The sequence below is a fragment of the Streptomyces sp. NRRL F-4489 genome (genome assembly GCF_001509485.1).
In the GTDB taxonomy this organism is placed as follows: domain Bacteria; phylum Actinomycetota; class Actinomycetes; order Streptomycetales; family Streptomycetaceae; genus Streptomyces.
On record NZ_LLZI01000239.1, the window covers coordinates 1 to 21,657 of the forward strand.

The 21,657-nt window shown below is 76.1% G+C and carries 18 protein-coding genes; 10 read left to right on the top strand and 8 right to left on the bottom strand.

Going from position 1 to position 21,657, the window contains the following annotated elements; genetic code table 11:
* Window positions 1-170: 170 nt before the first annotated feature.
* Window positions 171-1,538, bottom strand: a complete 1,368-nt coding sequence (locus tag ADL22_RS22235; protein ID WP_066982535.1) for a hypothetical protein — start codon at window positions 1,536-1,538, stop codon at window positions 171-173.
* A gap of 214 nt (window positions 1,539-1,752) precedes the next feature.
* On the opposite strand from ADL22_RS22235, the gene ADL22_RS22240 reads away from it, so the two are divergent.
* Window positions 1,753-2,364 (top strand): hypothetical protein, encoded by a 612-nt coding sequence (locus ADL22_RS22240; RefSeq protein ID WP_066982539.1) that lies wholly within the window; start codon window positions 1,753-1,755, stop codon window positions 2,362-2,364.
* Window positions 2,365-2,460: 96 nt separating this feature from the next.
* Here the strand turns inward: ADL22_RS22240 and ADL22_RS22245 are convergent, their stop codons facing one another.
* Genes ADL22_RS22245 through ADL22_RS22255 form a run of 3 tightly spaced genes read right to left on the bottom strand, consistent with a single transcriptional unit; the run spans window position 2,461 to window position 5,812 of the window.
* Window positions 2,461-3,636, bottom strand: a complete 1,176-nt coding sequence (locus ADL22_RS22245) for an acyl-CoA dehydrogenase family protein (RefSeq protein ID WP_066982542.1) — start codon at window positions 3,634-3,636, stop codon at window positions 2,461-2,463.
* Window positions 3,633-4,817 (bottom strand): acyl-CoA dehydrogenase family protein, encoded by a 1,185-nt coding sequence (locus ADL22_RS22250; protein ID WP_066982544.1) that lies wholly within the window; start codon window positions 4,815-4,817, stop codon window positions 3,633-3,635. Before ADL22_RS22250 ends, ADL22_RS22245 begins: the two co-directional genes overlap by 4 nt.
* Window positions 4,814-5,812, bottom strand: a complete 999-nt coding sequence (locus tag ADL22_RS22255) for an NADPH:quinone oxidoreductase family protein (protein ID WP_066982547.1) — start codon at window positions 5,810-5,812, stop codon at window positions 4,814-4,816. The genes ADL22_RS22250 and ADL22_RS22255 overlap by 4 nt, the downstream gene beginning before the upstream one ends.
* Before the next feature lie 273 nt (window positions 5,813-6,085).
* On the opposite strand from ADL22_RS22255, the gene ADL22_RS22260 reads away from it, so the two are divergent.
* Window positions 6,086-6,979: a helix-turn-helix transcriptional regulator gene (locus ADL22_RS22260; RefSeq protein WP_066982550.1), complete on the top strand. Its 894-nt coding sequence runs from the start codon at window positions 6,086-6,088 to the stop codon at window positions 6,977-6,979.
* A gap of 30 nt (window positions 6,980-7,009) precedes the next feature.
* On the opposite strand, the gene ADL22_RS22265 is transcribed toward ADL22_RS22260, so the two are convergent.
* Both ADL22_RS22265 and ADL22_RS22270 read right to left on the bottom strand, forming a co-directional pair.
* Window positions 7,010-7,609: a phosphotransferase gene (locus tag ADL22_RS22265; RefSeq protein WP_234430808.1), complete on the bottom strand. Its 600-nt coding sequence runs from the start codon at window positions 7,607-7,609 to the stop codon at window positions 7,010-7,012.
* Between the two features lie 155 nt (window positions 7,610-7,764).
* Window positions 7,765-8,400, bottom strand: a complete 636-nt coding sequence (locus ADL22_RS22270) for a winged helix-turn-helix transcriptional regulator (RefSeq protein ID WP_066982553.1) — start codon at window positions 8,398-8,400, stop codon at window positions 7,765-7,767.
* Between the two features lie 114 nt (window positions 8,401-8,514).
* On the opposite strand from ADL22_RS22270, the gene ADL22_RS22275 reads away from it, so the two are divergent.
* The 7 genes from ADL22_RS22275 (at window position 8,515) to ADL22_RS22305 (ending at window position 16,584) form a co-directional block, all read left to right on the top strand.
* A complete protein-coding gene (locus ADL22_RS22275; RefSeq protein ID WP_066982556.1) occupies window positions 8,515-9,726 on the top strand; it encodes a pyridoxal phosphate-dependent aminotransferase in 1,212 nt (403 codons plus the stop codon).
* Window positions 9,727-9,946: 220 nt separating this feature from the next.
* Complete coding sequence (gene egtA / locus ADL22_RS22280; RefSeq protein ID WP_066982559.1) at window positions 9,947-11,269, top strand: ergothioneine biosynthesis glutamate--cysteine ligase EgtA; 1,323 nt, start codon at window positions 9,947-9,949, stop codon at window positions 11,267-11,269.
* The gene (gene egtB, locus ADL22_RS22285) at window positions 11,270-12,586 is read left to right on the top strand and encodes an ergothioneine biosynthesis protein EgtB (protein WP_066982562.1); all 1,317 of its coding nucleotides are present in this window, start codon (window positions 11,270-11,272) and stop codon (window positions 12,584-12,586) included.
* On the top strand, window positions 12,586-13,341 hold the full coding sequence (gene egtC / locus ADL22_RS22290; RefSeq protein ID WP_066982564.1) for an ergothioneine biosynthesis protein EgtC: 756 nt from the start codon (window positions 12,586-12,588) through the stop codon (window positions 13,339-13,341). The genes egtB and egtC overlap by 1 nt, the downstream gene beginning before the upstream one ends.
* The gene (egtD, locus tag ADL22_RS22295; RefSeq protein WP_066982566.1) at window positions 13,338-14,300 is read left to right on the top strand and encodes an L-histidine N(alpha)-methyltransferase; all 963 of its coding nucleotides are present in this window, start codon (window positions 13,338-13,340) and stop codon (window positions 14,298-14,300) included. Before egtC ends, egtD begins: the two co-directional genes overlap by 4 nt.
* A 133-nt stretch (window positions 14,301-14,433) precedes the next feature.
* Window positions 14,434-15,390, top strand: a complete 957-nt coding sequence (locus ADL22_RS22300; protein ID WP_066982569.1) for a phosphatidylinositol-specific phospholipase C — start codon at window positions 14,434-14,436, stop codon at window positions 15,388-15,390.
* Window positions 15,391-15,522: 132 nt separating this feature from the next.
* Complete coding sequence (locus ADL22_RS22305) at window positions 15,523-16,584, top strand: trypsin-like serine peptidase (protein WP_066982572.1); 1,062 nt, start codon at window positions 15,523-15,525, stop codon at window positions 16,582-16,584.
* 22 nt (window positions 16,585-16,606) lie between these two features.
* On the opposite strand, the gene ADL22_RS22310 is transcribed toward ADL22_RS22305, so the two are convergent.
* Window positions 16,607-17,668 (bottom strand): phosphatidylinositol-specific phospholipase C domain-containing protein, encoded by a 1,062-nt coding sequence (locus ADL22_RS22310; protein WP_066982575.1) that lies wholly within the window; start codon window positions 17,666-17,668, stop codon window positions 16,607-16,609.
* Between the two features lie 133 nt (window positions 17,669-17,801).
* On the opposite strand from ADL22_RS22310, the gene ADL22_RS22315 reads away from it, so the two are divergent.
* The gene (locus ADL22_RS22315; protein ID WP_066982577.1) at window positions 17,802-18,374 is read left to right on the top strand and encodes a DUF2165 domain-containing protein; all 573 of its coding nucleotides are present in this window, start codon (window positions 17,802-17,804) and stop codon (window positions 18,372-18,374) included.
* Window positions 18,375-18,452: 78 nt separating this feature from the next.
* On the opposite strand, the gene ADL22_RS22320 is transcribed toward ADL22_RS22315, so the two are convergent.
* Window positions 18,453-21,638 carry a cytochrome P450 gene (locus ADL22_RS22320; protein ID WP_066982580.1) on the bottom strand — a complete coding sequence of 1,062 codons (3,186 nt, stop codon included), beginning with the start codon at window positions 21,636-21,638 and terminating at the stop codon, window positions 18,453-18,455.
* Window positions 21,639-21,657: the final 19 nt, after the last annotated feature.

Below are 21,657 nucleotides of genomic sequence, written 5' to 3' on the forward strand. Positions count from 1 at the left end.
CCCCGGGGTGGGGCCGGGGGGCGTGGGTGTACGGGGCGGTGGGGTGGCGGGGCGCTATGGGGGTCGTGGCGCGCTACAGGGGCGGCGGGCTCGTAGCCCTACGGACGGCCGGACCGGGGCTGGGGCCGGGGCCGGGCGCGGGCGTCAGCGTCCGGCAACCGCTTCACCCCTCAGAAGCCCCCGCCGAACCCCCCGTCGCCACCCCCGCCCCCGAAGCCGCCGCCGTCACCGAAACCGCCCCCGTCGCCGAAGCCGCCGCCGAACGCGCCGGGGTCGAAGTCCGCGCCGGTGACGTCGCCGCCGTCCGGGGCGCCGTAGCCGCCGAAGTCGGCGCCGTAGGCCGGGGTGGTGAGCATCATGTGGCCGAGCAGGGTGCCGGCCAGGAGGCCGGGGAGCACACCGCCGCCGAAGTAGCCGCCGGCCCAGGGGGCGTAGGCGGGGCCGGCGTCCCAGTAGGGGCGGTCGCCGTAGGGGGTGCGGACCGTACGGGCCAGCGGCTCGCGGCCGTCGTCCAGGCGGGCCTGGTCGGCGGCGCAGACCGGGACGGTGCGCGCGGCGCCGCCGGGCGGGGCCCAGGCCGCGTCGGTGACCGAGGGGCCGTGCCGGGGGTCGAAGAAGCACGGCGGGCGGCGTTCCGGCAGCGGTTGGCCGGTGCGGCGCGCGGCGAGGGTGGCGAGCGCGAAGCGGCCCTCCTCCAGTTGGCTGGTCACGGCCCGTACGTCGCCGGGGTGACGGGCGGCGGCCATCGCGGACTTGGCCTCCTCGTAGGCGTCCAGGGCGCGGGCGTAGTCGGCGCGCATCGCGTCGTCGGCGCCGGGTTCGGCCGGGCTGAAGTCCAGCCGGTCCAGTTCCTCGCCGAAGGCGGTGATGTCCTCGTCGACCACCACCCGCAGCTCCTCCAGGGCGGCGCGCTCCTCCTCGGCGCGGCGGCGGCGGTTGCGGCGGGCGAGGGCGTAGGCGCCGCCGCCCCCGACGACGATCAGCACGCCGACGCCGATGGCGGTGCCGGTGCCGAAGCCGCCGCCGGTGCCGCCCCAGGAGGCCGGGGCGCGGCCGCGGGCCTCGGTGAGCGCGGTGTCGACGAAGCTGTTGAGCCGGGCGGAGACGGTCGGGTACTGCGAGCGTTTGACGGCGCCGACGAGGTTCTGGACGGCGGTGCGCGACATGACGCGCGGGTCGGCGCCGGCGTTGAAGCCGTCGCCGAGTTCGACGGCGTAGACGCCGCTGATGCCGACCTTGGTGCGCAGATCGCGCAGGAGGGTGCTGGGCGGGTAGTCGGGGGTGCGGGGCAGGACGGCGACGAAGACCGGTTTGCCGGCATCCCTGATCTTCCGGGCCAGCGCGTCCGCCTGACTGGCCGAAAACTGACCCGACGCGCGGGGGTCGACGTAGACGGGTCCCTTGCGCAGGGCGGCGGCCGCCTCGTCCAGTCCGCCCACGGCGTGCGCCCGGGGAGCGGCCACCGCGGCCAGCGCGAGGAGGGCCGCCAGGAGCAGCAGCACCGGTCCGATCAGCACACGGCGGGTCGCGGTCGTCATGGCTCCGACGCTACCTGAACCGCACTTTCCGGACACCCTCGGAGCTTTGCGGATTTTTTACCGCCGGTACGGGTGCGGCGCCGAGTATCCGCCCGCGCGGCGGCCCTGTCGCGGCGGGGCTGGCCATGCAGGTGGTCACCGGGCGCGGCTTTTTGATGATCAAGGTCGCCGGGGATGTTCCGGCTCGTCCCTCCCCCGAGGAAAGGAGGACGCGATGGGCAGGGTCGCCGAGACGGCCAACTCCCTCGCCATCGCCGTCGCCGCCACCGCGGTCGGCTGCACGCTGGTCCTCGAACTGGCCCCCACCCACCCCTCCGGCTCCGAGCAGGCCGCCGCGCCCGCCACTTCCCCCGCCGTCGCCGCCGGTCCGGCCGCCGCGGGCCGTCCCGCGGACGCCCGCTCCGGCCCCGGGCGGCCCGCCGGCCCGGCCGCGCGCGCCGCGATCAGCGCGCTGGGCTCCGGCCCGGCCCGCGCCCAGGGGTCACGGCCCGGTGCGGCGCTCCCCCGGCCCGGCGGCCGGACCGCGCCCGGCCGGATCCGGGTCAACGGCCCGGCCGGCCCGGTGAGCCTCCGGGCCAACGGCAGCTTCCCGGTGGCCTGGACCAACACCACCGGCACCGATGTGGACGTCTGGCTGAACGCGGCCGCCGGCCGGGGCCGCATACAGCGGCTGGCGCTGGTCTCCCCGCGGGCCGGCGCCGGGCGGGCCGGTGAGGCGATCGTGACGCTGCCGGCGGTACCGCCCGGCCCCGCGTACGCGCTGGAGGTGGCGGCCGGCGACGGCACCACGCACGCCTTCAGCCGGCCGTTCGCGGTCACCGGCTGAGCCGGGCGGCTCGCCCCCTGCACCCCACCAGTCGGCCCGGCGCGCCACCGGGCCACGGCCCCGTGCCCCGGATCACGGCACCGGGCCGCGCCCCGCCTACGCCCCCGCCGGACCCGCCGAACCGACCGGACCCGCCAGCCCCACCGGCCCCGCCAGCGCCTCCCGGTGGCGGCCCGGCGTACCCAGGGCGAGTTCATCGCTCTTGGCCCGCTTGAGGTAGAGGTGGAGCGGGTGCTCCCAGGTCATGCCGATGCCGCCGTGCAGCTGGAGGCACTCCTCGGCGGCCCGCACCGCCACCGGCGCGCCGTACGCCTGGGCCACCGCGACCGCCACCGGCGCGTCCGGTGAGTCGGCGGCGAGCGCGTCGGCGGCGTTGCGGGCGGTCGCCCGGGCCGAGGCGATGTCCAGCCACAGCGCGGCCATCCGGTGCTTGAGCGCCTGGAACGAGCCGACCGGGCGGCCGAATTGAGTGCGCTCGCGGGTGTACCGCACGGTTTCGGCCAGGCACCATTCGGCGAGGCCGAGCTGTTCGGAGGCGAGCAGTCCGGCGCCGGTGAGCAGGGCGCGGTCCACGGCGGCCAAGGCCCGGTCCCCGACGGCCAGCAGGCGGCCGGGCGCGCCGTCGAGGACGACGTGGGCCAGCGGCCGGGTCAGGTCGAGCGGGGTGACCGGCTCGGTGCGCACCCCGTCCGCCGCGGCGTCCACCGCGTACAGCGCCGGGTCGCCGTCCGGGCCGCGGGCCGGGACGAGCAGCAGACCGGCGCCGGCCGCGTCGGCGACCGAAGTGATCCGGCCGGTGAGCGCGCCTGTGGCGTCCGCGCGGACGGTGGGCGGGGCGGCCGCGCCGGGCGCGGTGGTCAGCGGGACGGCGAGCGCGCCGGTGGTACGGCCGGCGGCGAGCGCGGCCAGCGGTTCGGCGGTCTCGGGCCGGGCGGTGTCGCAGCCGAGCAGCGCGGTGACCGCGAGGACCGCGCTGGTCAGATAGGGCACCGGCGCGACCGCGCGGCCCAGTTCCTCCAGGACGACGGCGGTCTCGCGGGGTCCTGCGCCCTGGCCGCCGAGGCGTTCGGGCACCAGCAGCCCGGCGGCGCCGATCTCCCCGGCCAGCGCCCGCCACAGCTCGGCGTCGTAGGGCCGGCCGGACTCCGCGGACGCGAGGACGGTGGCCGGATCGCAGCGGTCGGCGAGCAGGGAGCGTACGGCGGCGCGCAGGGCCTCCTCGTCGTCGGAGTAGAGGAGGTCGGGTTCGGCGGCCGGGGGTGTGCGGGTCATCGGGGGAGGTCCTTCCAGGCGGCGTCCTTGTCGGTGCGCGGCTCGGACGGCAGGCCCAGGACGCGCTCGGCGACGATGTTGAGCAGCACTTCGGAGGTGCCGCCCTCGATGGAGTTGCCCTTGGCGCGCAGATAGCGGTATCCGGCCTCGCGGCCGGTGAAGTCGACGCCTTCGGGGCGGCGCAGCGTCCAGTCGTCGTAGGTGAGCCCGGCCTCGCCGCGGAACTCCACCTCCCAGCCGCTGATCCGCTGCGCGAGCCGGGCGAACGCCAGCTTCATGCCGCTGCCTTCGGGTCCTGGCTGGCCCTGGGCGAGCTGCTGGCGCAGCCGTTCGCCGGTGAGCCGGGTGGCCTCGGCCTCCACCCAGAGTTTCAGCAGCCGCTGGTGCAGGTCGTGGGTGCGCAGTCCGGGGTGGTCGCGCCAGGCGGCCGCGGCCACGCCGATCATGCCGCCCTCGCGGGGCAGGCGGGCGCCGCCGATGGCGACGCGTTCGTTCATCAGGGTGGTCCGGGCGACCTGCCAGCCGTCGCCGACCGGGCCGAGGCGGTGCGCGTCGGGGATCCGCACGCCGGTCAGGAAGACCTCGTTGAACTCGGCCTCGCCGGTGATCTGGCGCAGCGGCCGCACCTCGACGCCGGGCGCGGTCATATCGCACACGAAGTAGGTCAGTCCGCGGTGCTTGGGGACGTCCGGATCGGTGCGGGCGAGGAGGATCGCCCAGCGCGCCAGGTGGGCGCTGGACGTCCACACCTTCTGCCCGTCCACGGTCCAGTCCCCGTCGCCGTCGCGGGCCGCGCGGGTGGCGAGCGCGGCCAGGTCGGAGCCGGCGCCCGGTTCGCTGAAGAGCTGGCACCAGACCTCCTCGCCGGTCCACAGCGGCCGCAGGAAGCGCCGCTTCTGCGCGTCGGTGCCGTAGCGGAGGACGGTCGGGGCGGCCATGCCGAGGCCGATGCCGATCCGGCCGGGGTCGTTGTCCGGGGCGCCGGCGGCGGCGAGTTCGGCGTCCACGACGGCCTGGAGGGCGCGCGGGGCGTCCAGGCCGCCGAGGCCGGCGGGGAAGTGCACCCAGGCCAGGCCGGCGTCGAAGCGGGCGCGCAGGAAGTCGAGCCGGCCGGTGGTGGCCGGCGGGTGCGCGGCGAGGAGGGCGGCGGTGCGGCGGCGCAGCTCGGCGGCGTCGGTCATCGGGCCTCCCCCGCGCCGGGGAGGACGACGAGGCGCCCGGTGGAGTCGCCGTCGGCGACCCGCTGCACGGCGTCGGCCGCGCCGTCCAGCGGGACCCGGCCGCCGATCAGCGGCTTGATGGCGCCCTGGGCGGCGAGCTTGGTCAGTTCCTCGTGGCAGGCGTCCACGGCGGCCGGGTCGTGGGTGGTGTAGAGGCCCCAGTGGAGGCCGAGGATGGCGTAGTTCTTGACCAGGGCGTGGTTGAGGGCGGGGGTGGGGATGGTCCCGCCGGCGAAGCCGACGACGACGATCCGGCCCTCGAACGCCACGCACTTGGTGGACTTGGTGTACGCGTCGCCGCCCACGGGGTCGTAGACGACATCGGCGCCGCGGCCGCCGGTGGCGTCCTTGACGGCCGCGACGAGGTCGTCGGTGCGCCGGTCCAGGACGAGGTCGCAGCCCAGTTCGCGGGCGGTGCGGGCCTTTTCGGGGCCGCCGACGACGCCGATCACCCGGGCGCCGGCGGCCTTGCCGAGCTGGACGGCGGCGCTGCCGACGCCGCCCGCCGCGGCGTGCACCAGCAGTGTCTCGCCGGGCTGGACGCGGGCCCGGCGGTGCAGGCCGAACCACCCGGTCTGGTAGCCGATGTGGAGCGCGGCGGCCCCGGCGTCGTCCAGCGCCTCGGGGGCCGGGCGGACGGTGTGGGCGTCGGCGAGCGCGAACTCGGCGAAACCGCCGCCCGGCAGCGGCGGTTGGGCCAGGACCCGGGTGCCCGGGACGGCGTCCGTACCCTCCCCACCGGCCACGACCTCACCGCAGATCTCCACGCCGGGGGTGAACGGGAGCGGCGGCCGGACCTGGTACGTGCCGCGGCACAGCAGCGCGTCGGGGAAGTTGACGTTCGCGGCGCGCACCCGCAGCAGCAGCTGGCCGGGCCCTGGCTCCGGGTCCGGGACCTCCTCCAGCCGCATCACCGCGCGCGGTTCGCCGTTCTCGTGTACCCGCCATGCCTTCACCTGGTGCCTCCACGGACTCGCGTCGTACGGGCGGTGCGGGGCCGGTCCCGGCCCTCGCCACGCGGCATACTAAGCGGTCGGTATCCGCCACGGAACAGTTCCGGCCGCCGGGTGTCCCGACCGCCGGCGCACGCTCCGCCCGACAGCCCGCACACAGCCGGGACGCGGCCCCCGCGCACGACCCGGCCGCCGGACCCTGCCACGCCGGCAAGCCGGATCCTGCCAACGCCAGGGACAGGCAACCGGCCCGCCCCATGGCGCACACTGGCAGCCATGGACACCACCGACAACGGCCCCTCCGCACTGGGGGACTTCCTGCGCACCCGCCGCGCCCGGCTCCAGCCGGAGGACGTCGGCCTGGCCTCCTACGGGGCGCGCCGCCGGGTCCCCGGACTGCGGCGCGAGGAGCTCGCGCAGCTCGCCGGCGTCAGCGTCGCCTACTACACCCGCCTGGAGCAGGGCCAGAGCCACAACGCCTCGGAGGGCGTGCTGGACGCGCTGGCCCGGGCGCTCCGGCTCACCCCCGACGAGCAGACCCATCTGCGCCAGCTGGCCCGCCCCACCCGGGCCAGGCGCCGCCCCGCGGTCCGCCCGGAGAAGGCCCGGCCCGGCGTGCGGCAGCTGCTCACCGCCATCGAGGGCGTCCCCGCCCTCGCCCTCGGGCCGCGCTTCGAGATCCTGGCGTGGAACCGCCTCGGCCACGCCCTGGTCGCCGGCCACCTCGACCCCGAGAGTCCGAACCGCCCCCTGGACCGGCCCAACGCCCAGCGGCTGCTCTTCCTCGACCCGCACACCCGCGAGCTGTACCCGGACCGCGACGAGGAGACCCGGCGCGCCGTGGCCGCGCTGCGGGTGGCCGCCGGGCAGCGCCCCGACGATCAGCAACTGGCCGAGCTGATCGGCGAGTTGTCCATGAAGAGCACCGAGTTCAGCGCGCTGTGGTCCCGCCACACGGTCGGCTTCTGCACCTTCGGCACCAAGCGGTTCCACCATCCGCTGGTCGGCGAACTGACCCTGGACTTCGAGATGATGCAGACCCCCGACGGCTCCGGCCAGGGCGTGATGATCTACACCGCACCCGAAGACTCACCCTCCGCCGCCGCCCTCCGCCTGCTCGCCGCCGAACGCACCCCGGACGCCCGGATCCTCGCACCCGAGCGGCCTTAGCCCCGCCCCCGTTCTCCGCCCGCCCGCGCGCTACCCCGCCCCGTCGAGCCGCCGCAGCAGCCGGCGGGCCTGCCGTTCGGCCGTACCGGGCGGATTGCGCGGGTGCGCGGGGTCGTCGCCGGCCAGGAGGGAGAGCCAGACCAGCGCGAGCAGGATCCGGCACTCCCGGAGGCGGGCGGATTCGGCCGGGGTGAGCGGGAAGCGCCGCAGGAACGCGGCCGTGTCGAAGGGGCGCGGCACCCAGGCGGAGACATGCTCGACGATCTCGGCGAGTTCGTAGGCGCGGTCGCTGCGGCCGGATTCCTCCAGATCGACGACGCGGACCCGGTGGCCGTCCCAGAGGTAGTTGGCGGAGTTGCCGTCACCGGCGCCGAACACGGCCGGGACGTCCGGCGGGATGCCGGGCGGGGCGTCCGGCGCGCCGGGCACGGAGGCGTCCAGCCAGTCCATACCGGCCCGCAGGGCGTACCGCACCGCCGGGGCGAGCCGGCGCTCCGCCGTCCGCGCGTACCAGGCGCGCAGCCGCCGCACGGTCTCGGCCTGGTGTCCGTGGCGCAGCGGCAGCCGGGCCAGTCCGGCGGGCGGGAGCGCGGCGTGGACGCGGCGGACGGTGGCCGCCCAGGCGGCCAACTCCCTTTCACCAAGCGGGAGTTCGCATAGCGGCGCGCCAGGGAGTCGGGACATCGCCAAGGTGAGCGGGGCATCCGCCCAGGACCGGGCGGCCGCCGGTCGATGGTCACGGCACGGACCGTGCCACGGGGCGCGGGCGGCGGCAAGTCCCCGCGTCACCCCGGCGCAAGCGCCGCCCCCGGGTGCTCGTCCGGGTCCGTGCGGGCGGCGCGGCCGGCGGTGAGGGCCTCGGTGAGGGTGAGGCGGTCCTCGGCGAGGGCGGTGCAGGTGGCGGTGTCCATGCGCAGGACGGCGTCGGGGTGGGGGGCGGGGCCGTCGGCGTAGTGGGGGTCGGTGGGGTCGAGGACGAGGTGGAAGGTGCCCTCGTCCAGGACGATGTCGAGGACGCGGACCGGTTCGCCGGCGAAGTGGCGGGCCAGCCGGGTCATCAGGGGGACCGCGAACCAGTGGGCGCGTACGGCGTCGGTGGGGCGCCGTTCGGCGAGGGCGGGGGCGCCCCAGTCGGCGAGGGCGGTCAGCGCGGGGAGCAGGGCGCGGCCGCGGGGGGTGAGGTCGTAGACGGAGGCGGCGGGCCGGGCGAGGCGGCGGCGGGTGAGCAGGCCGTCGCGTTCCATGTCCTTCAGGCGGGTGGCGAGCATGTCGGTGCTGACGCCCGGCAGGTCGGCGTGGAGGTCGCTGTAGCGGCGGGGGCCGCCGAGCAGCTCCCGGACGATCAGCAGGGTCCAGCGGTCGCCGACGGCGTCCAGGGCCCGGGCGACGGCGCAGTACTGGTCATAACTTCGGCGCGGCATGACACCAGCATAGATGTGTGGTTGGATTTTCCAAGTAGGAAGTGGGGAAATCCAAGTAGCCTGTTCGGGCGCTGCCGCGGTCCGCGGCGGACGAGTCAAGTGGGAGGTGGCCGCGTGCAGTTCAAGCAGTCCGGCAAGATGGCCGACGTCTGTTACGAGATCCGCGGGCCGGTGATCGAGCACGCGGACGCGCTGGAGGAGGCCGGCCACAGCGTGCTGCGGCTGAACACCGGCAACCCCGCGCTGTTCGGCTTCGAGTGCCCCGAGGACATCCTCCAGGACGTGATGCGCAACCTCTCCCGCGCGCACGGCTACACCGAGTCCCGCGGCATCCTCTCGGCCCGCCGCGCGGTGGCCCAGCGCTATCAGGAGGCCGGTCTGGCGGACGTCGGCGTGGATGACGTCTACCTCGGCAACGGCGTCTCCGAGCTGATCTCCATGGCCGTGCAGGCGCTGCTGGACGACGGGGACGAAGTCCTCATCCCGGCGCCCGACTTCCCGTTGTGGACGGCCGTGACCAGCCTGGCCGGCGGCAAGCCGGTGCACTACCTGTGCGACGAGTCCGCGGACTGGCTGCCGGACCTGGACGACCTCGCCTCTAAGATCACCGACCGGACCCGCGCACTGGTCATCATCAACCCCAACAACCCCACCGGCGCGGTCTACCCGCGCGAACTGCTGGAAGGGATGCTCGACCTCGCCCGCCGCCACCAGCTGATGGTGTTCGCGGACGAGATCTACGACCGGATCCTCTACGACGACGCGGTCCACCACCACGCCGCGGTGCTCGCCCCGGACCTGGTGTGCCTGACGTTCAGCGGGCTGTCCAAGGCGTACCGGGTGGCCGGGTTCCGCTCGGGCTGGCTGGTGGTCTCCGGCCCCAAGGAGCACGCCGCGGACTATCTGGAGGGCCTGGGCACCCTGGCGTCCATGCGGCTGTGCCCCAACGCCCCGGCGCAGTACGCGATCCAGGCGGCGCTCGGCGGCCGGCAGTCCATCACGGACCTGGTGCTGCCCGGCGGCCGGCTGCGCGAGCAGCGCGACCGGGCCTGGGAGCGGCTCAACGAGATCCCGGGCGTCTCGTGTGTCAAGCCCAAGGGCGCGCTGTACGCGTTCCCGCGCCTGGATCCGGCGGTGCACAGGATCCACGACGACGAGAAGTTCGTCCTGGACCTGCTGCTGCGGGAGAAGATCCAGGTGGTGCAGGGCACCGGCTTCAACTGGCCGCGCCCGGACCACTTCCGCATCCTGACCCTGCCGTACGCCGACGACCTCGACGCGGCGATCAGCCGGATCGGGCGCTTCCTGGCCGGTTACCGCCAGTAGGGCCGGCGGCCGGGGCCGGGCCGGACGCCGCCGGGCGGGCCGGACGCGGCCCCGGCCACCCGAACGGGCGTATCGATTTTTCCCGCTCCCCTCCCCCGTCCCACCTGCCCGGTCCCGGCCCCCGGGCACTCCGCCGCGGCCCGGCGCCCTTGAGCCGGGCGCCGGCAGCCGCTTAGGTGGAGGGCGGCCGTTCCAGCCGCCCCGAGGGGAGTGCGCAGCGATGCCCGTACGCCCGCCGATATCAGAAGCCGAACTCGAAGCCCATCTGCGCGGTATCTGCTTCAAGACCGGACCACCGCGCCGGACCGGCGTCGAGATCGAGCTGCTGGTCCACGACGCCCGCAACCCCCGATGTCCGGTCGACGCCGACCGGATGCGGACCGCGGCGGCCGCCCTGCGCGCCCTGCCGCTCACCTCCGCCCTCACCTTCGAACCCGGCGGCCAGCTGGAGCTCAGCTCGCTGCCCGCCCCGACCCTCAACGCCTGCGTGGCGGCCGTCCGCGCCGATCTCGCCCGGGTCCGGCCCGTCCTGCGGGAGCTGGGCCTCGGCCTCGCCGGCCACGGCCACAACCCCTGGCACCCCCCGCGGCGGGTGCTCACCGCCCCGCGCTACGACGCCATGGAGGCGTACTTCGACCGGCGCGGCCCGGACGGCCGGCACATGATGTGCGGTACCGCCTCGGTGCAGGTGTGCCTGGACGCCGGGCACGAGGAGCCGGGTCCGCTGGGGCTGGGCCGGCGCTGGCTGCTGGCGCATCTGCTGGGCGCGGTGCTGGCCGCCGCGTTCGCCAACTCCCCGCTCGCCGAGGGCCGCCCGACCGGCTACCGCACCACCCGCCAGGCGATTTGGACGCGCATCGACCCGGGCCGCACCCTGGCCCCGCCCGCCGGCCCCGATCCGCGCGCCGCCTGGGCCCGCTACGCGCTGGACGCCCCGGTGATGTGCGTGCGGCGCCCCGACGGGCCCTGGGACGCGCCGGAGGGCCTGACGTTCCGGGAGTGGGTGCGTACCGGCGCGCCCCGGCCGCCGGACCGGGCGGACCTGGACTACCACGTGACCACCCTCTTCCCGCCGGTCCGGCCGCGCGGCCATCTGGAGCTGCGGATGATCGACGCGCAGCCGGGCGAGGACGGGTGGATCGTGCCGCTGGCCGTCACGGCCGCGCTCTTCGACGACCCGGAGGCCGCCGAGTACGCCTACCGGGCCGTCAAGCCGCTGGCGGAGACCGCCGGCCGCGACCCCGCGCCGGACAACCCGCTGTGGCGGACCGCGGCCCGCGACGGCCTTGCCGACCCCGAGCTGCGCGCCGCCGCGGCCGCCTGCTTCGCCGCCGCGCGGGAGGCGCTGCCCCGGCTGGGCGCCGCGCCCGCGATCCGGGACGCGGTCGCGGAGTTCACCGCGCGCTACGTGGACCGCGGCCGGTGCCCCGCCGACGACCAGCTCGACGCCCTGCGCGCGGCCCAGCGGGCGGCCGGCCCGCCGCCGGCCCCCGGGCCCGGCACCGCCGCCGGGGGCCCTCTCACCGTTGGGAAGGACGCTTAAGTGACCACCGATCCCGAGCCGGTCCGGGAGCGGGCCGCCGCCGCGCTGCTCGCCGCCCGCGACCGCACCCGCCTGCTGACCACGTGCGTCGAGGAGCCGGACCTGGTCGCCCAGCACTCCCCGCTGATGTCGCCCCTGGTGTGGGACCTGGCGCACATCGGCAACCAGGAGGAGCAGTGGCTGCTGCGCACCGTGGGCGGCCGCGACCCGCTGCGCCCCGATATCGACTCCGTCTACGACGCGTTCGCGCATCCGCGCGCCGCGCGCCCGTCGCTGCCGCTGCTCGGCCCGGCCGAGGCGCACGGCTACGCCGCCGAGGTGCGCGGCCGGGTGCTGGACGTCCTGGAACGCAGTCCGCTGCGCGGCGGGCCGCTGCTGGACGCCGGCTTCGCCTTCGGCATGATCGCCCAGCACGAGCAGCAGCACGACGAGACCATGCTGATCACCCACCAGCTGCGCAAGGGCCCGCCGGTCCTGACCGCGCCCGAGCCGCCGCCCGCGCCGCCCGGCCCGCTGCCGCCCGAAGTGCTGGTGCCCGGCGGGCCGTTCGTGATGGGCACCTCCACCGAGCCGTGGGCGCTGGACAACGAACGGCCCGCGCACCGGCGCACGGTCGCGCCGTTCTTCCTCGACACCACCCCCGTCACCAACGCCGCGTATCAGCGTTTCGTCGACGACGGCGGCTACGAGGAGCCGCGCTGGTGGGCCCCGGAGGGCTGGGCGCAGGTGCGCGAACACCGGCTGCGGGCGCCGCTGTTCTGGCGCCGCGAGGGCGGGCAGTGGCTGCGCCGCCGCTTCGGGGTGGTCGAGCCGGTGCCGCCGGACGAGCCGGTGCTGCACGTCAGCTGGTACGAGGCGGACGCGTACGCGCGCTGGGCCGGGCGCCGGCTGCCCACCGAGGCCGAGTGGGAGAAGGCGGCCCGCCACGACCCGGCGACCGGCCGGGACCGGCGCTACCCGTGGGGTGACGCGGACCCCGGCCCGCACCACGCCAACCTCGGCCAGCGCCATCTGCGCCCGGCGCCGGCCGGCGCCTACCCCGAGGGCGCCTCGCCGCTCGGCATCCGCCAGCTGATCGGCGATGTGTGGGAGTGGACGGCCGACGACTTCCTGCCCTACCCGGGCTTCGCGGCGTTCCCGTACCGCGAATACTCCGAGGTGTTCTTCGGCAGCGCGCACAAGGTGCTGCGCGGCGGCTCGTTCGCCGTGGACCCGGTCGCCTGCCGGGGCACGTTCCGCAACTGGGACCTTCCGGTGCGGCGGCAGATCTTCGCCGGGTTCCGCACCGCCCGGGACGCCGCACCGGACGTGAACTGATGTGCCGTCATCTGGCGTACGTGGGGCCGGAGGTGCCGTTCGGGCAGGTGGTGCTGGCGCCGCCGCACGGTCTGTACCGGCAGTCGTGGGCGCCGCGCCACCAGCGGCACGGCACGGTCAACGCGGACGGTTTCGGCGTCGGCTGGTACGCGCCCGGCGACCCGGTGCCGGCCCGCTACCGCCGGGCCGGGCCGATCTGGGCCGATGAGCAGCTGCCCGACCTGGGCCGGGTGATCCGGACGGGGGCGCTGCTGGCCGCCGTCCGGGACGCCACGGTGTGCGGCGCGGACGCCGAGGCGGCCGCCGCGCCGTTCGCCACCGGGCGGTACCTCTTCAGCCACAACGGCGCGGTGGCCGGCTGGCCGGACAGCATGGCGCCGCTCGCCGCCGCGCTGCCCGCCGGGGAGCTGCTGCGGCTGGCGGCGCGCTCCGACACCGCGTTCCTGTGGGCGCTGGTCCACCACCGGCTGGCGGCCGGCGCCGAACCGGGCGACGCGCTGGCCGGCACCGTCGAGGACGCCGCCGCGGCCGCGCCCGGCTCCCGGCTCAACCTCCTGCTGACCGACGGCACCACCATCGCCGCCACCACCTGGGGCGACACCCTCTACCACCTGGCCGTGCCCGGCGGCGGCCGGGTCGTCGCCTCCGAGCCCTACGACACCTCCCCCCACTGGACCGAGGTGCCCGACCGCACCCTGCTGCGCGCCACCCGCACCGAGGTCACCCTCACCCCGCTCAAGGAGCCCGCCACGTGAGCCCGCTCAGCCTCACCCGCACCCTGCCCGCCGACGCCACCGCCGCCGCCCTGCGCGCCGACGTGGCCGAGGGCCTGTCCCGTACGCCCAAGCAGCTGCCGCCGAAGTGGTTCTACGACGCCCGCGGCAGCGAGCTGTTCGAAGAGATCACCACCCTGCCCGCCTACTACCCCACCCGCGCCGAACGCGAGATCCTGACCGCCACCGCCGGCCGGATCGCCGCCGCCACCGGCGCCCGCACCCTGATCGAGCTGGGCTCGGGGTCGTCCGAGAAGACCCGGCTGCTGCTGCGCGCGCTGACCGGGCTGCGCACCTACGTCCCGGTGGACGTCAGCGAGTCCGCGCTGCGGGCGGCCGGCGAGGCGCTGCTGACCGAGCACCCCGGGCTGACCGTGCACGCCCTGGTCGCCGACTTCCAGCAGGGCCTGACGCTGCCGGAGGCGCCCGGGCCGCGGCTGCTGGCGTTCCTCGGCGGCACCCTCGGCAACCTCCTCCCCGGCGAACGGGCCGCGTTCCTGCGGTCCGTGCACGGTCTGCTGGCGCCCGGGGACGCCCTGCTGCTCGGCACCGACCTGGTCAAGGACGAGGCCACGCTGATCGCCGCGTACGACGACGACCAGGGGGTGACGGCCGCGTTCAACAAGAACGTGCTGGAGGTCATCAACCGCGAGCTGGGCGCCGACTTCGACCCGGCGGACTTCGACCACGTCGCGCGCTGGGACGCCGCCGAGGAGTGGATCGAGATGCGGCTGCGGGCCCGGCGGGAGCTGACCGTGAAGATCCCGGACCTCGATCTGGTGGTGCCGTTCGCGGCCGGCGAGGAGCTGCGCACGGAGGTCTCCGCGAAGTTCCGCGAGGACCGGGTACGGGCCGAACTCGCCGCCGCGGGGCTTGAGTTGGCCGAGTGGTGGACGGACCGCGCCGGGCGGTTCGCGCTGTCGCTGGCCGTGCGGACCTGACCGGCGGCGGGCGCCCCGCGCACACGGGGTGCCCGCCGGCCCGCCGGTGTGGTTCGATGCCCCGGTCGTACACCCGTGCCCGCGGACCGGCGGGCGCGGACGGACCGGAACGGACACGGACAAGGGGCGGGGCATGGGGACGGGTACGGGGACGGCGCTGGACCGGCGGGGGTTCCTCAGGGGCGCGGCGGGGCTGACCGCCGCCGGGGTGCTGACCGGCCTGGGCGGGGCGGGCGCGGCTATCGCCGTACCGCGCCCCCGGACCGCCCGCACGGCGGTCACCACCGCGGACTGGATGGCGGCGCTGGACGACGCCACGCCCGTGCGGCGGCTGACGATCCCCGGCACCCACGACTCCGGCGCGCGGTTCGGCGGGCCCTGGGTGGCCTGCCAGGACACCACCGTGGCCGAGCAGCTGGCGTCCGGTATCCGCTTCCTGGACGTGCGCTGCCGGGCCATCGACGACGTCTTCGCGATCCACCACGGCGCGTTCTACCAGGAGCTGATGTTCGGCGATGTGCTCAACGCCTGCCGCGACTTCCTGCGGGCGCACCCGTCCGAGACCGTGCTGATGCGGGTCAAGCAGGAGTATTCGGAGGTCTCCGCCGAGGAGTTCCGCCGGATCTTCGGCATCTACCTCGACGCCAAGGGCTACCGCCCGCTGTTCCGGCTGGACCCGGGGCTGCCGCGGCTGGGCGAGGCGCGGGGCCGGGTGGTGCTGCTGGCGGACGCGGACGGGCTGGGCGGGGTGCGGTACGCCGATCCGGCGCTGTTCGACATCCAGGACGCCTACATGACCGAACCGCTCGGGAAGTTCCCCAAGGTCGAGGCGCAGTTCCGCAAGGCGGTCGCCGAGCCCGGCAAGCTCTTCGTCAACTACGTCTCGACCGCGGCGCTGCTCCCGCCGCGCTCCAACGCCGACCGGCTCAACCCGCGTGTGAAGAGCCTGCTGGCGGGCGAGGGCGCCGCCTGGCAGGGCCTGGGCATCGTCCCGATGGACTTCCCCAGCGCGTACGGGATGGCGCCGGAGCTGATCCGGCACAACCTCGCCGGGCGCGGTGTCACCCTGGCGGCGCAGCGGGTCAGGTGATCGGCCGCCGGAGCCAACCCCGGCGGGCCGGTGTGCATCAGACTGGTGGGAATGTCTGTTTCCGGCGCCGCCCCGCCCCGTACGCCGCCGTACGGCCGGGCCGGCGCCGGCTGATGCGCGAGGCGGCACCTGGTGGAGACGAGCGAACGCGGCCCCGGGCCGGCGGAGGACGCGCCGGGCGGGCGCGGGACGGCCGGGGCGGCGGGGCCCGGCCCGGCGCCCGGGTGGCCGGAGCCGGGCGGCCCGGTGCGCACCGGCCGGGCCCGCGCCGGGGTGCCGCTGCGGGTGACGCTGGCGCTGGGCGCGCTGACGGTCGTGGTGGGCGGTTCGGCGCTGGTCCTCAAAGCGGCGCGGCAGGACGCGTACGTGGCGCCCGGCGACCCGGTGAACGGAACGTACCGGGCGTCCCGGGCGGCCGGTGACCGGGCGGCCGCGGCGGTGCTGGCCGGCGGGTACCGCGAGCGGCCCGCCCCGCCGGCGGCGGCCGTCCGCCGGGCCGGCGAGGGCACGGCGCCGCTGCCGGAGTCCCGGCCCCTGGTGGCCACCGCCGCACCGCCCTCGCCTCCGGTCGGCGCGCTCTTCTCCCCGGAGGACGACGAGGGCGCCGGCCACTACTGCACCGCGAGCGTGGTGCACTCCCCCGGCGGCAACCTCCTCGCCACCGCCGCGCACTGTGTCCACGACGGCGGCTTCCGCACCCGGCTGGTCTTCGCGCCCGGCCTGCACGACGGGATCGCGCCGTACGGGCTGTGGGTGCCGACCCGGGTCGACGTGGACCCGCGGTGGATCAGCGACCGGGACCCGGACCACGACGTGGCGTTCGTCCGGGTGCGCCGGCACGGCGGCACCGACCAGCGGATCGAGGACGTCACCGGTGCCGAGCGGATCCGGTTCGACGCGCCGCCCGGCCGCCCGGCCCAGCTGACCGGCTATCCGGGTGACAGCGACACCCCGGTGGTGTGCCGGCACACCGCGGACGCCGAGGGTTCCGGCCAGCTGCGCTTCCCGTGCGAGGGCTTCCCGGCCGGGACCAGCGGCGGCCCGATGCTCACCGACGTCGACCCGGCCACCGGCACCGGTTCCCTGATCGGGGTGATCGGCGGGCAGGACGAGGGCGGCGACGACACCACCTCGTACAGCAGCCGGTTCGGGGCGGATATCGCGGCGCTGTACCGGCGGGCCGCGCTGGGCTGACCGGGCGGGCCGGGTGGCCCGGTCAGGTGCCCGGGCGGGCGGCGCCGCGCGGCACCACCGTGCGCAGCACGTCCGGCAGCGGGTACCAGTCGGCGGTGGCGAAGCTGGCGTGCGCGGCGGCCAGCAGACCGACCCGGGCGCGGGCCTCGGCCTCGGTGGGACGGGTGGCGTCCAGGGCCGGCGGGACCTTGTGCGCGTCGGTCATGACGAGCAGGTAGTGGCGGGTGTCGTACCAGGCGGTGTCGATGGCGCCGCCCAGGTAGGTCGCGGCGTCGCCGTCGAAGACGACGAACCACGGGCGCAGGGTGGCGTCGGCGTAGCGCTCGCGGGGGTCGCCGGGCGCGGCGCCGTGCACGGCGGGGAAGGCGGTGGCCCGGCCCAACTGCCCTTGCGCGGCGAGGGACTTGAGGTGGGTGGCGTACTCGACGTCCGTCCACAGCCGGTCGAGCGGGTTGTGCTCCTCGACCGTGCCCGGTATGAGCTCGAAGAGGAACTTCCCGGCCAGGTCGGCGCGGGACGGCCAGCCGCCCGCCCGGACCGCCTCGTCCAGGGTGGCGTGGCCGGCCGCGAGGTCGCCGGGCCCGTAGACCGCGTCGCCGAGCTTCTGCCGTACCAGCGCGTCGAATTCGGCCGGTCCGCGGCCCTTCTTCGCGTTGAAACCGTCCTTCAGCTCGACCTTGACGAGGATCGGGCGGTGCCCGGGGTGCGCGTCGTGCCAGGCCCGCATATCGGCCAGGCAGCCCGCGAAGTCCTGGTTGCGGTCCTTGGCCCGCAGGTCGGCGGCGGTGGCCGCGCCCACGCAATTGCTGTTGTTCCCCAGCGGGTTGCTGTGCGAGACCCGCCAGGAGGCGCCCAGCCCGTTGGTCCACACGTCCACCTCGACCAGCGCGGCCCCGGAGTCCAGGGCGTCGGCGAAGTACGGGTACTTGGCCTTGTCGTACGCGTTGTGGACACCGACCGCGGTGGTGGTGTCGTATGTCGTGGTGGGCGTCGTGGCGGCCGTCCCGGCCTGCGCCGGTCCGGTCGCCGCGATCACCGCCGCCGCCGCGACGGCGACCGTCCCCGCGCACCGCTTGCTCGTCATCTGCCCCGTTGTCCCCTCGTCGGTCCGGCCGGTCGGGCAGCAGCGTACGGGAGTTGGCGTACGGCGGGCGGTGCGGGAACGGGCCGGGCGCGGACGGCGGGATGAACGGTCCGGCTACGGAAGAGGAGTTGGGGTGCGCGGGACGCGGGAGGCGGCGGGCGGCGGACTGTCGTGGGCGGCGGTGGTACTGACCGGGATCGTGGCGCTCTACATGGCGCTGGTCGCGTTCGGCAACATCACCGACTTCGGCACCAACCAGCAGTACGTCCGCCATGTCCTGGCGATGGACACCACCTTCCGCGACCCGGACCTGATGTGGCGGGCCGTCACCTCCCGCCGGGTGCAGGACGCGGCGTATATCGCGGTGATCGCCTGGGAGTCGGTGGCGGCGCTGGTGCTGGTGGCGGCCACGCTGGTGGGCGCGGTGCGCGGGCGGGCCGGGCGCGGGCGCGGGCTGGCGACGGCCGGGCTGGTGATGGTGGTGCTGCTGTTCGGCGCCGGGTTCTGGGCGATCGGCGGCGAGTGGTTCGCGATGTGGCAGTCGAAGCAGTGGAACGGCGTCGAGGCGGCGGTGCGGAACGTCACCGTGGCGGGGCTGGCCCTGGTGGTCGTACGGCTGCCGGGCGCGGCCGGGCGGTCTCCTCGGGGCGCGGACGGCGCGGAGCGGGAGGAGTGGGCGGCGGGCGCGGGCCTGGCGGACGGCTAGCGGCACCGGACCGCACGGAAAGGCGGGCGGCGGGCGCGCTTGTCGTAGCCGCGCCCGCCGCCCGCTTTACGGGCCCGGTCAGCCCGCCGCGTAGACATCCTCCACATAGCGTCCGGACGCGGTCAGTTCGCGCAGCCACGCCTCCGCCTCCTGCTCGGACGCGCCGGTGCAGGTGCGGTGCACCGTACGGAACGCGTCCCGGACGCCCGGCGCCATCCGGCTGCCGTCGCCGCACACATACACCCGGGCCCCGGCCCGCAGCAGCTCCCACACCTCGCGCGCCTCGGCGGCGATGCGGTGCTGGACGAAGCGGTGGCCGTGCTCCGGGCGGGCGCTGAAGACCGGGTGGACGGTGAGCGCGCCGGCCCGTTCGGCGGCGGCGAACTCCGCGGCGTGCAGGAAGTCGCCGTCCGGGTCGTCGCAGCCGAAGTAGAGCCGCGCGGGCGTGGTCGCCCCGGCCGCGACGCGGTCCGCGACGGCGCCGCGGAACGGCGCCAGGCCGGTGCCGGCGGCGACCATGATGACCGGCGCCTCGTCGGCCGGGTCGAGGCGGAACGCCTCCCGGCAGGGCTGCACCCGCGCCAGCACGCTGTCACCGGGCCGCAGGGTGTGCAGATACGTCGAGCCGGTGCCGCCGGGCAGCAGCGAGACCATCAGCTCGGCGTGGCGCGGGTCGGCGGCGGGCGACGAGGAGAGCGAGTAGTGCCGGACGCGCAGCGGCGGCAGCAGCTCCAGCAGCACCGGCCAGGGCAGCGCGCCGCGCAGCGCCGGATGGGCCTCGATCAGCTCCAGGACGGTGCGCGGGTCGTCGTCGGGGAGGTTTTCCAGAGCCTGCCGCTCGGGCGGGCAGGGGTTGTGCGCGGCGAGCAGGGCGCGCTGCTCACGGTCCGGGCGGGCGCCCAGTTCCAGGTGGCGGGTGAGGAGCTGACGCACCGTCAGGGGACGGTCGACGGGGAGGGTGTCGCGGCCCGGGCGGCCGGCCGGCGGGCGCAGCGCCAGCACGGTGTCCAGGTCGACGCCCAGCACTTGGGCGGCGCGGTCCACCGCCTCCGGGGTGTTGGCGGGCAGTACGGCCAGGTGGTCGGCGGTGCGGTAGGTGACGCCGTCGGGCAGGGCCAGGCGCAGGAAGCGCTTGGGGCGCGGCCAGCCCTCGGCGGTCAGGTCGTACGCCTCGGTGACGGTCATCGGGACGAGGCCGTGCCGGTCGGCGAGCGCGTCCAGCGGGCCGCCGGTGAGCGCGGTGACGGTGTAGCCGGTGTCGGCGGGGGCGTCCGGGGCGGCGCCGGCGGTGGCCGGGTCGCCGTAGCGGGTGAGGAGTTCGGTGCGCAGCGCGGCGCCGAACTCCTTGACGGCGGTGGCCAGTTCGCCGGACGCGTCGGCCTCGGCACGGGGCAGCAGCCGCTCGCCGCCGAGCGCGGCCAGCCGGTCGTCGAGCAGGGTGGGGACCTGCTGGTAGGTGGCGGACCAGTTGCGGTCGCCGACGCCGAGCACCGCGTAGCGGACGCCGTGCGCGGCGCCCTCGGGGGCGGTGCCGAGCCAGGCGGTGAAGGCCGCGGCGTCGTCGGTGGGCCGGCCGTTGTAGGAGGCGGCGACGATGACGAGCGGGCGGTCGGTGGGCAGCGCGCCCGTACGGGCGTCGAGCGGGGCGACCTCCGGGGCGAAGCCCAGCGCCGCGGCCTCGTCGGCGAGCCGCTCGGCGAACTCCCGGCAGGTGCCGTAGTTGGAGCCGTGCAGCAGGAGCAGCCCGGTGTCCTGGGGGACGCGGGTGGGCAGCCCCTCGTCGGGCGCGTCGCCGGGGCCGGCGGATCCGGCGGCGGCGCCGGGCAGCACGGCCAGCGCGGCGCGGACCGCGGCCCGGTCGGCGGGGGTGCGCGGGGCCAGCGCCAGGGTGAAGCCGTCCGGCTTGAGGGTGAGGGTCTCCTTGACCCGCAGCCGGTATCCGGCGTGGTCGACCAGCCGGTAGCGGTGCACCAGCAGCGCCAGCAGCATGGTGGCCTCGTGCAGCGCGAACTGCCGCCCGATGCAGGCGCGTTCACCGGTGCCGAAGGGCTTGTAGGCGTGCGGGGAGCGGGCCGCCTCGGCCTCCGGGCTGAAGCGGAACGGATCGAACGCCTCGGGGTTGTCGCCCCACACCGGGTCGCGGTGCAGCATCGGGGTGAGCACGGTGACCAGTTCGCCGGCGGCGACCGGATAGCGGCCGGCGAGCACGGTGTCGGTACGGGCCTGGCGGGAGAAGGCGGCGGCGGTCGGCCACAGCCGCAGCGCCTCGTTGAGCACCTGGCGGGTGAACGGGAGCCGGCCGATGTCCTCGAAGGACGGGTCCGGGTCGGGGTCGTCGCCCCACAGCTCGTCCGCCTCCCGCTGCGCCAGCCGCAGCGCCAGCGGGTCCTTCATCAGGTGGTACAGGGCGAAGGAGAGCGCGCCGGAGGTGGTCTCGTGGCCGGCGATCAGGAAGGTGATGACCTGGTTGCGGATATTGGCGAGGTCCAGCACCGGGCCGGGCCGGGCGGCGTCCTCGCCGGTGGCGGCCAGCATCAGGCCCAGCAGGTCGTCGTCGCGCCGCTCCCCGCTCGCGGTGCGGGCGGCGATCACCTCGTCCACGACCGAGGCGAGGTAGTCGGCGTCCGCGCGGAACGCCGCGTCGGCCGCCGAGTGGTCCGCGCCGGGATCGCGGGCGAACTTCGTCATGCTCCACTGCAGGCAGCGCACCATCGCCTCGACGAACGGGTGCGGGGTGTCCCGGGAGAACGACTCGAAGTCGAAACCGAAACCGGCCAGCCCGATGGTGTCCAGGGTCATCCGGGTCATGTCCTCGGCGACCTCGACCGGGCGGCCCTCGGCCATCCGCCGGTCCCAGGCGGCCATCACCCGGCGGGCGACCTTGAGCATCGCCGGGTGGTACGTACGCATCGAGCCCAGCGCGAAGGCCGGCATCAGCACCTCGTGCGCCGTGGCCCAGTTCGGCTCGTCGTTGTAGGCGGTGAACAGACCGTCACCGGCGAACTCCCGCACGTTCTCCAGGACCACCGACACGCCCTTGGCGAAGCGGGTCTCGTCGGACACCTCGGTGACCAGGTCGACCGAGGACAGGAACAGCGTCTCGCGGTCACCGAACTTCCGCCGGAAGAGCGGGCCGTGGGTGCGGGCCAGGTCCATGGCCTGCTGGATGGGCGTGCCGCTGATCCCGGTCGCCGTGAGATCGGCGACCGGCACACCGGCGTCGGTGGCGCTTCCGCCCTGCTGGGGCGCGATGGTGTCGGTCATGGTTCCAGCGTGACCGGCC

Coding starts and splice junctions, on each gene's coding strand:
- ADL22_RS22270 (WP_066982553.1), bottom strand. CDS start 8,400: ATGCCGCGCCGAAGTTATGACCAGTACTGCGCCGTCGCCCGGGCCCTG.
- ADL22_RS22260 (WP_066982550.1), top strand. CDS start 6,086: ATGGACACCACCGACAACGGCCCCTCCGCACTGGGGGACTTCCTGCGC.
- ADL22_RS22240 (WP_066982539.1), top strand. CDS start 1,753: ATGGGCAGGGTCGCCGAGACGGCCAACTCCCTCGCCATCGCCGTCGCC.
- ADL22_RS22245 (WP_066982542.1), bottom strand. CDS start 3,636: ATGACCCGCACACCCCCGGCCGCCGAACCCGACCTCCTCTACTCCGAC.
- ADL22_RS22310 (WP_066982575.1), bottom strand. CDS start 17,668: ATGACGAGCAAGCGGTGCGCGGGGACGGTCGCCGTCGCGGCGGCGGCG.
- ADL22_RS22235 (WP_066982535.1), bottom strand. CDS start 1,538: ATGACGACCGCGACCCGCCGTGTGCTGATCGGACCGGTGCTGCTGCTC.
- egtC (WP_066982564.1), top strand. CDS start 12,586: ATGTGCCGTCATCTGGCGTACGTGGGGCCGGAGGTGCCGTTCGGGCAG.
- ADL22_RS22320 (WP_066982580.1), bottom strand. CDS start 21,638: ATGACCGACACCATCGCGCCCCAGCAGGGCGGAAGCGCCACCGACGCC.
- egtA (WP_066982559.1), top strand. CDS start 9,947: ATGCCCGTACGCCCGCCGATATCAGAAGCCGAACTCGAAGCCCATCTG.
- ADL22_RS22250 (WP_066982544.1), bottom strand. CDS start 4,817: ATGACCGACGCCGCCGAGCTGCGCCGCCGCACCGCCGCCCTCCTCGCC.
- ADL22_RS22300 (WP_066982569.1), top strand. CDS start 14,434: ATGGGGACGGGTACGGGGACGGCGCTGGACCGGCGGGGGTTCCTCAGG.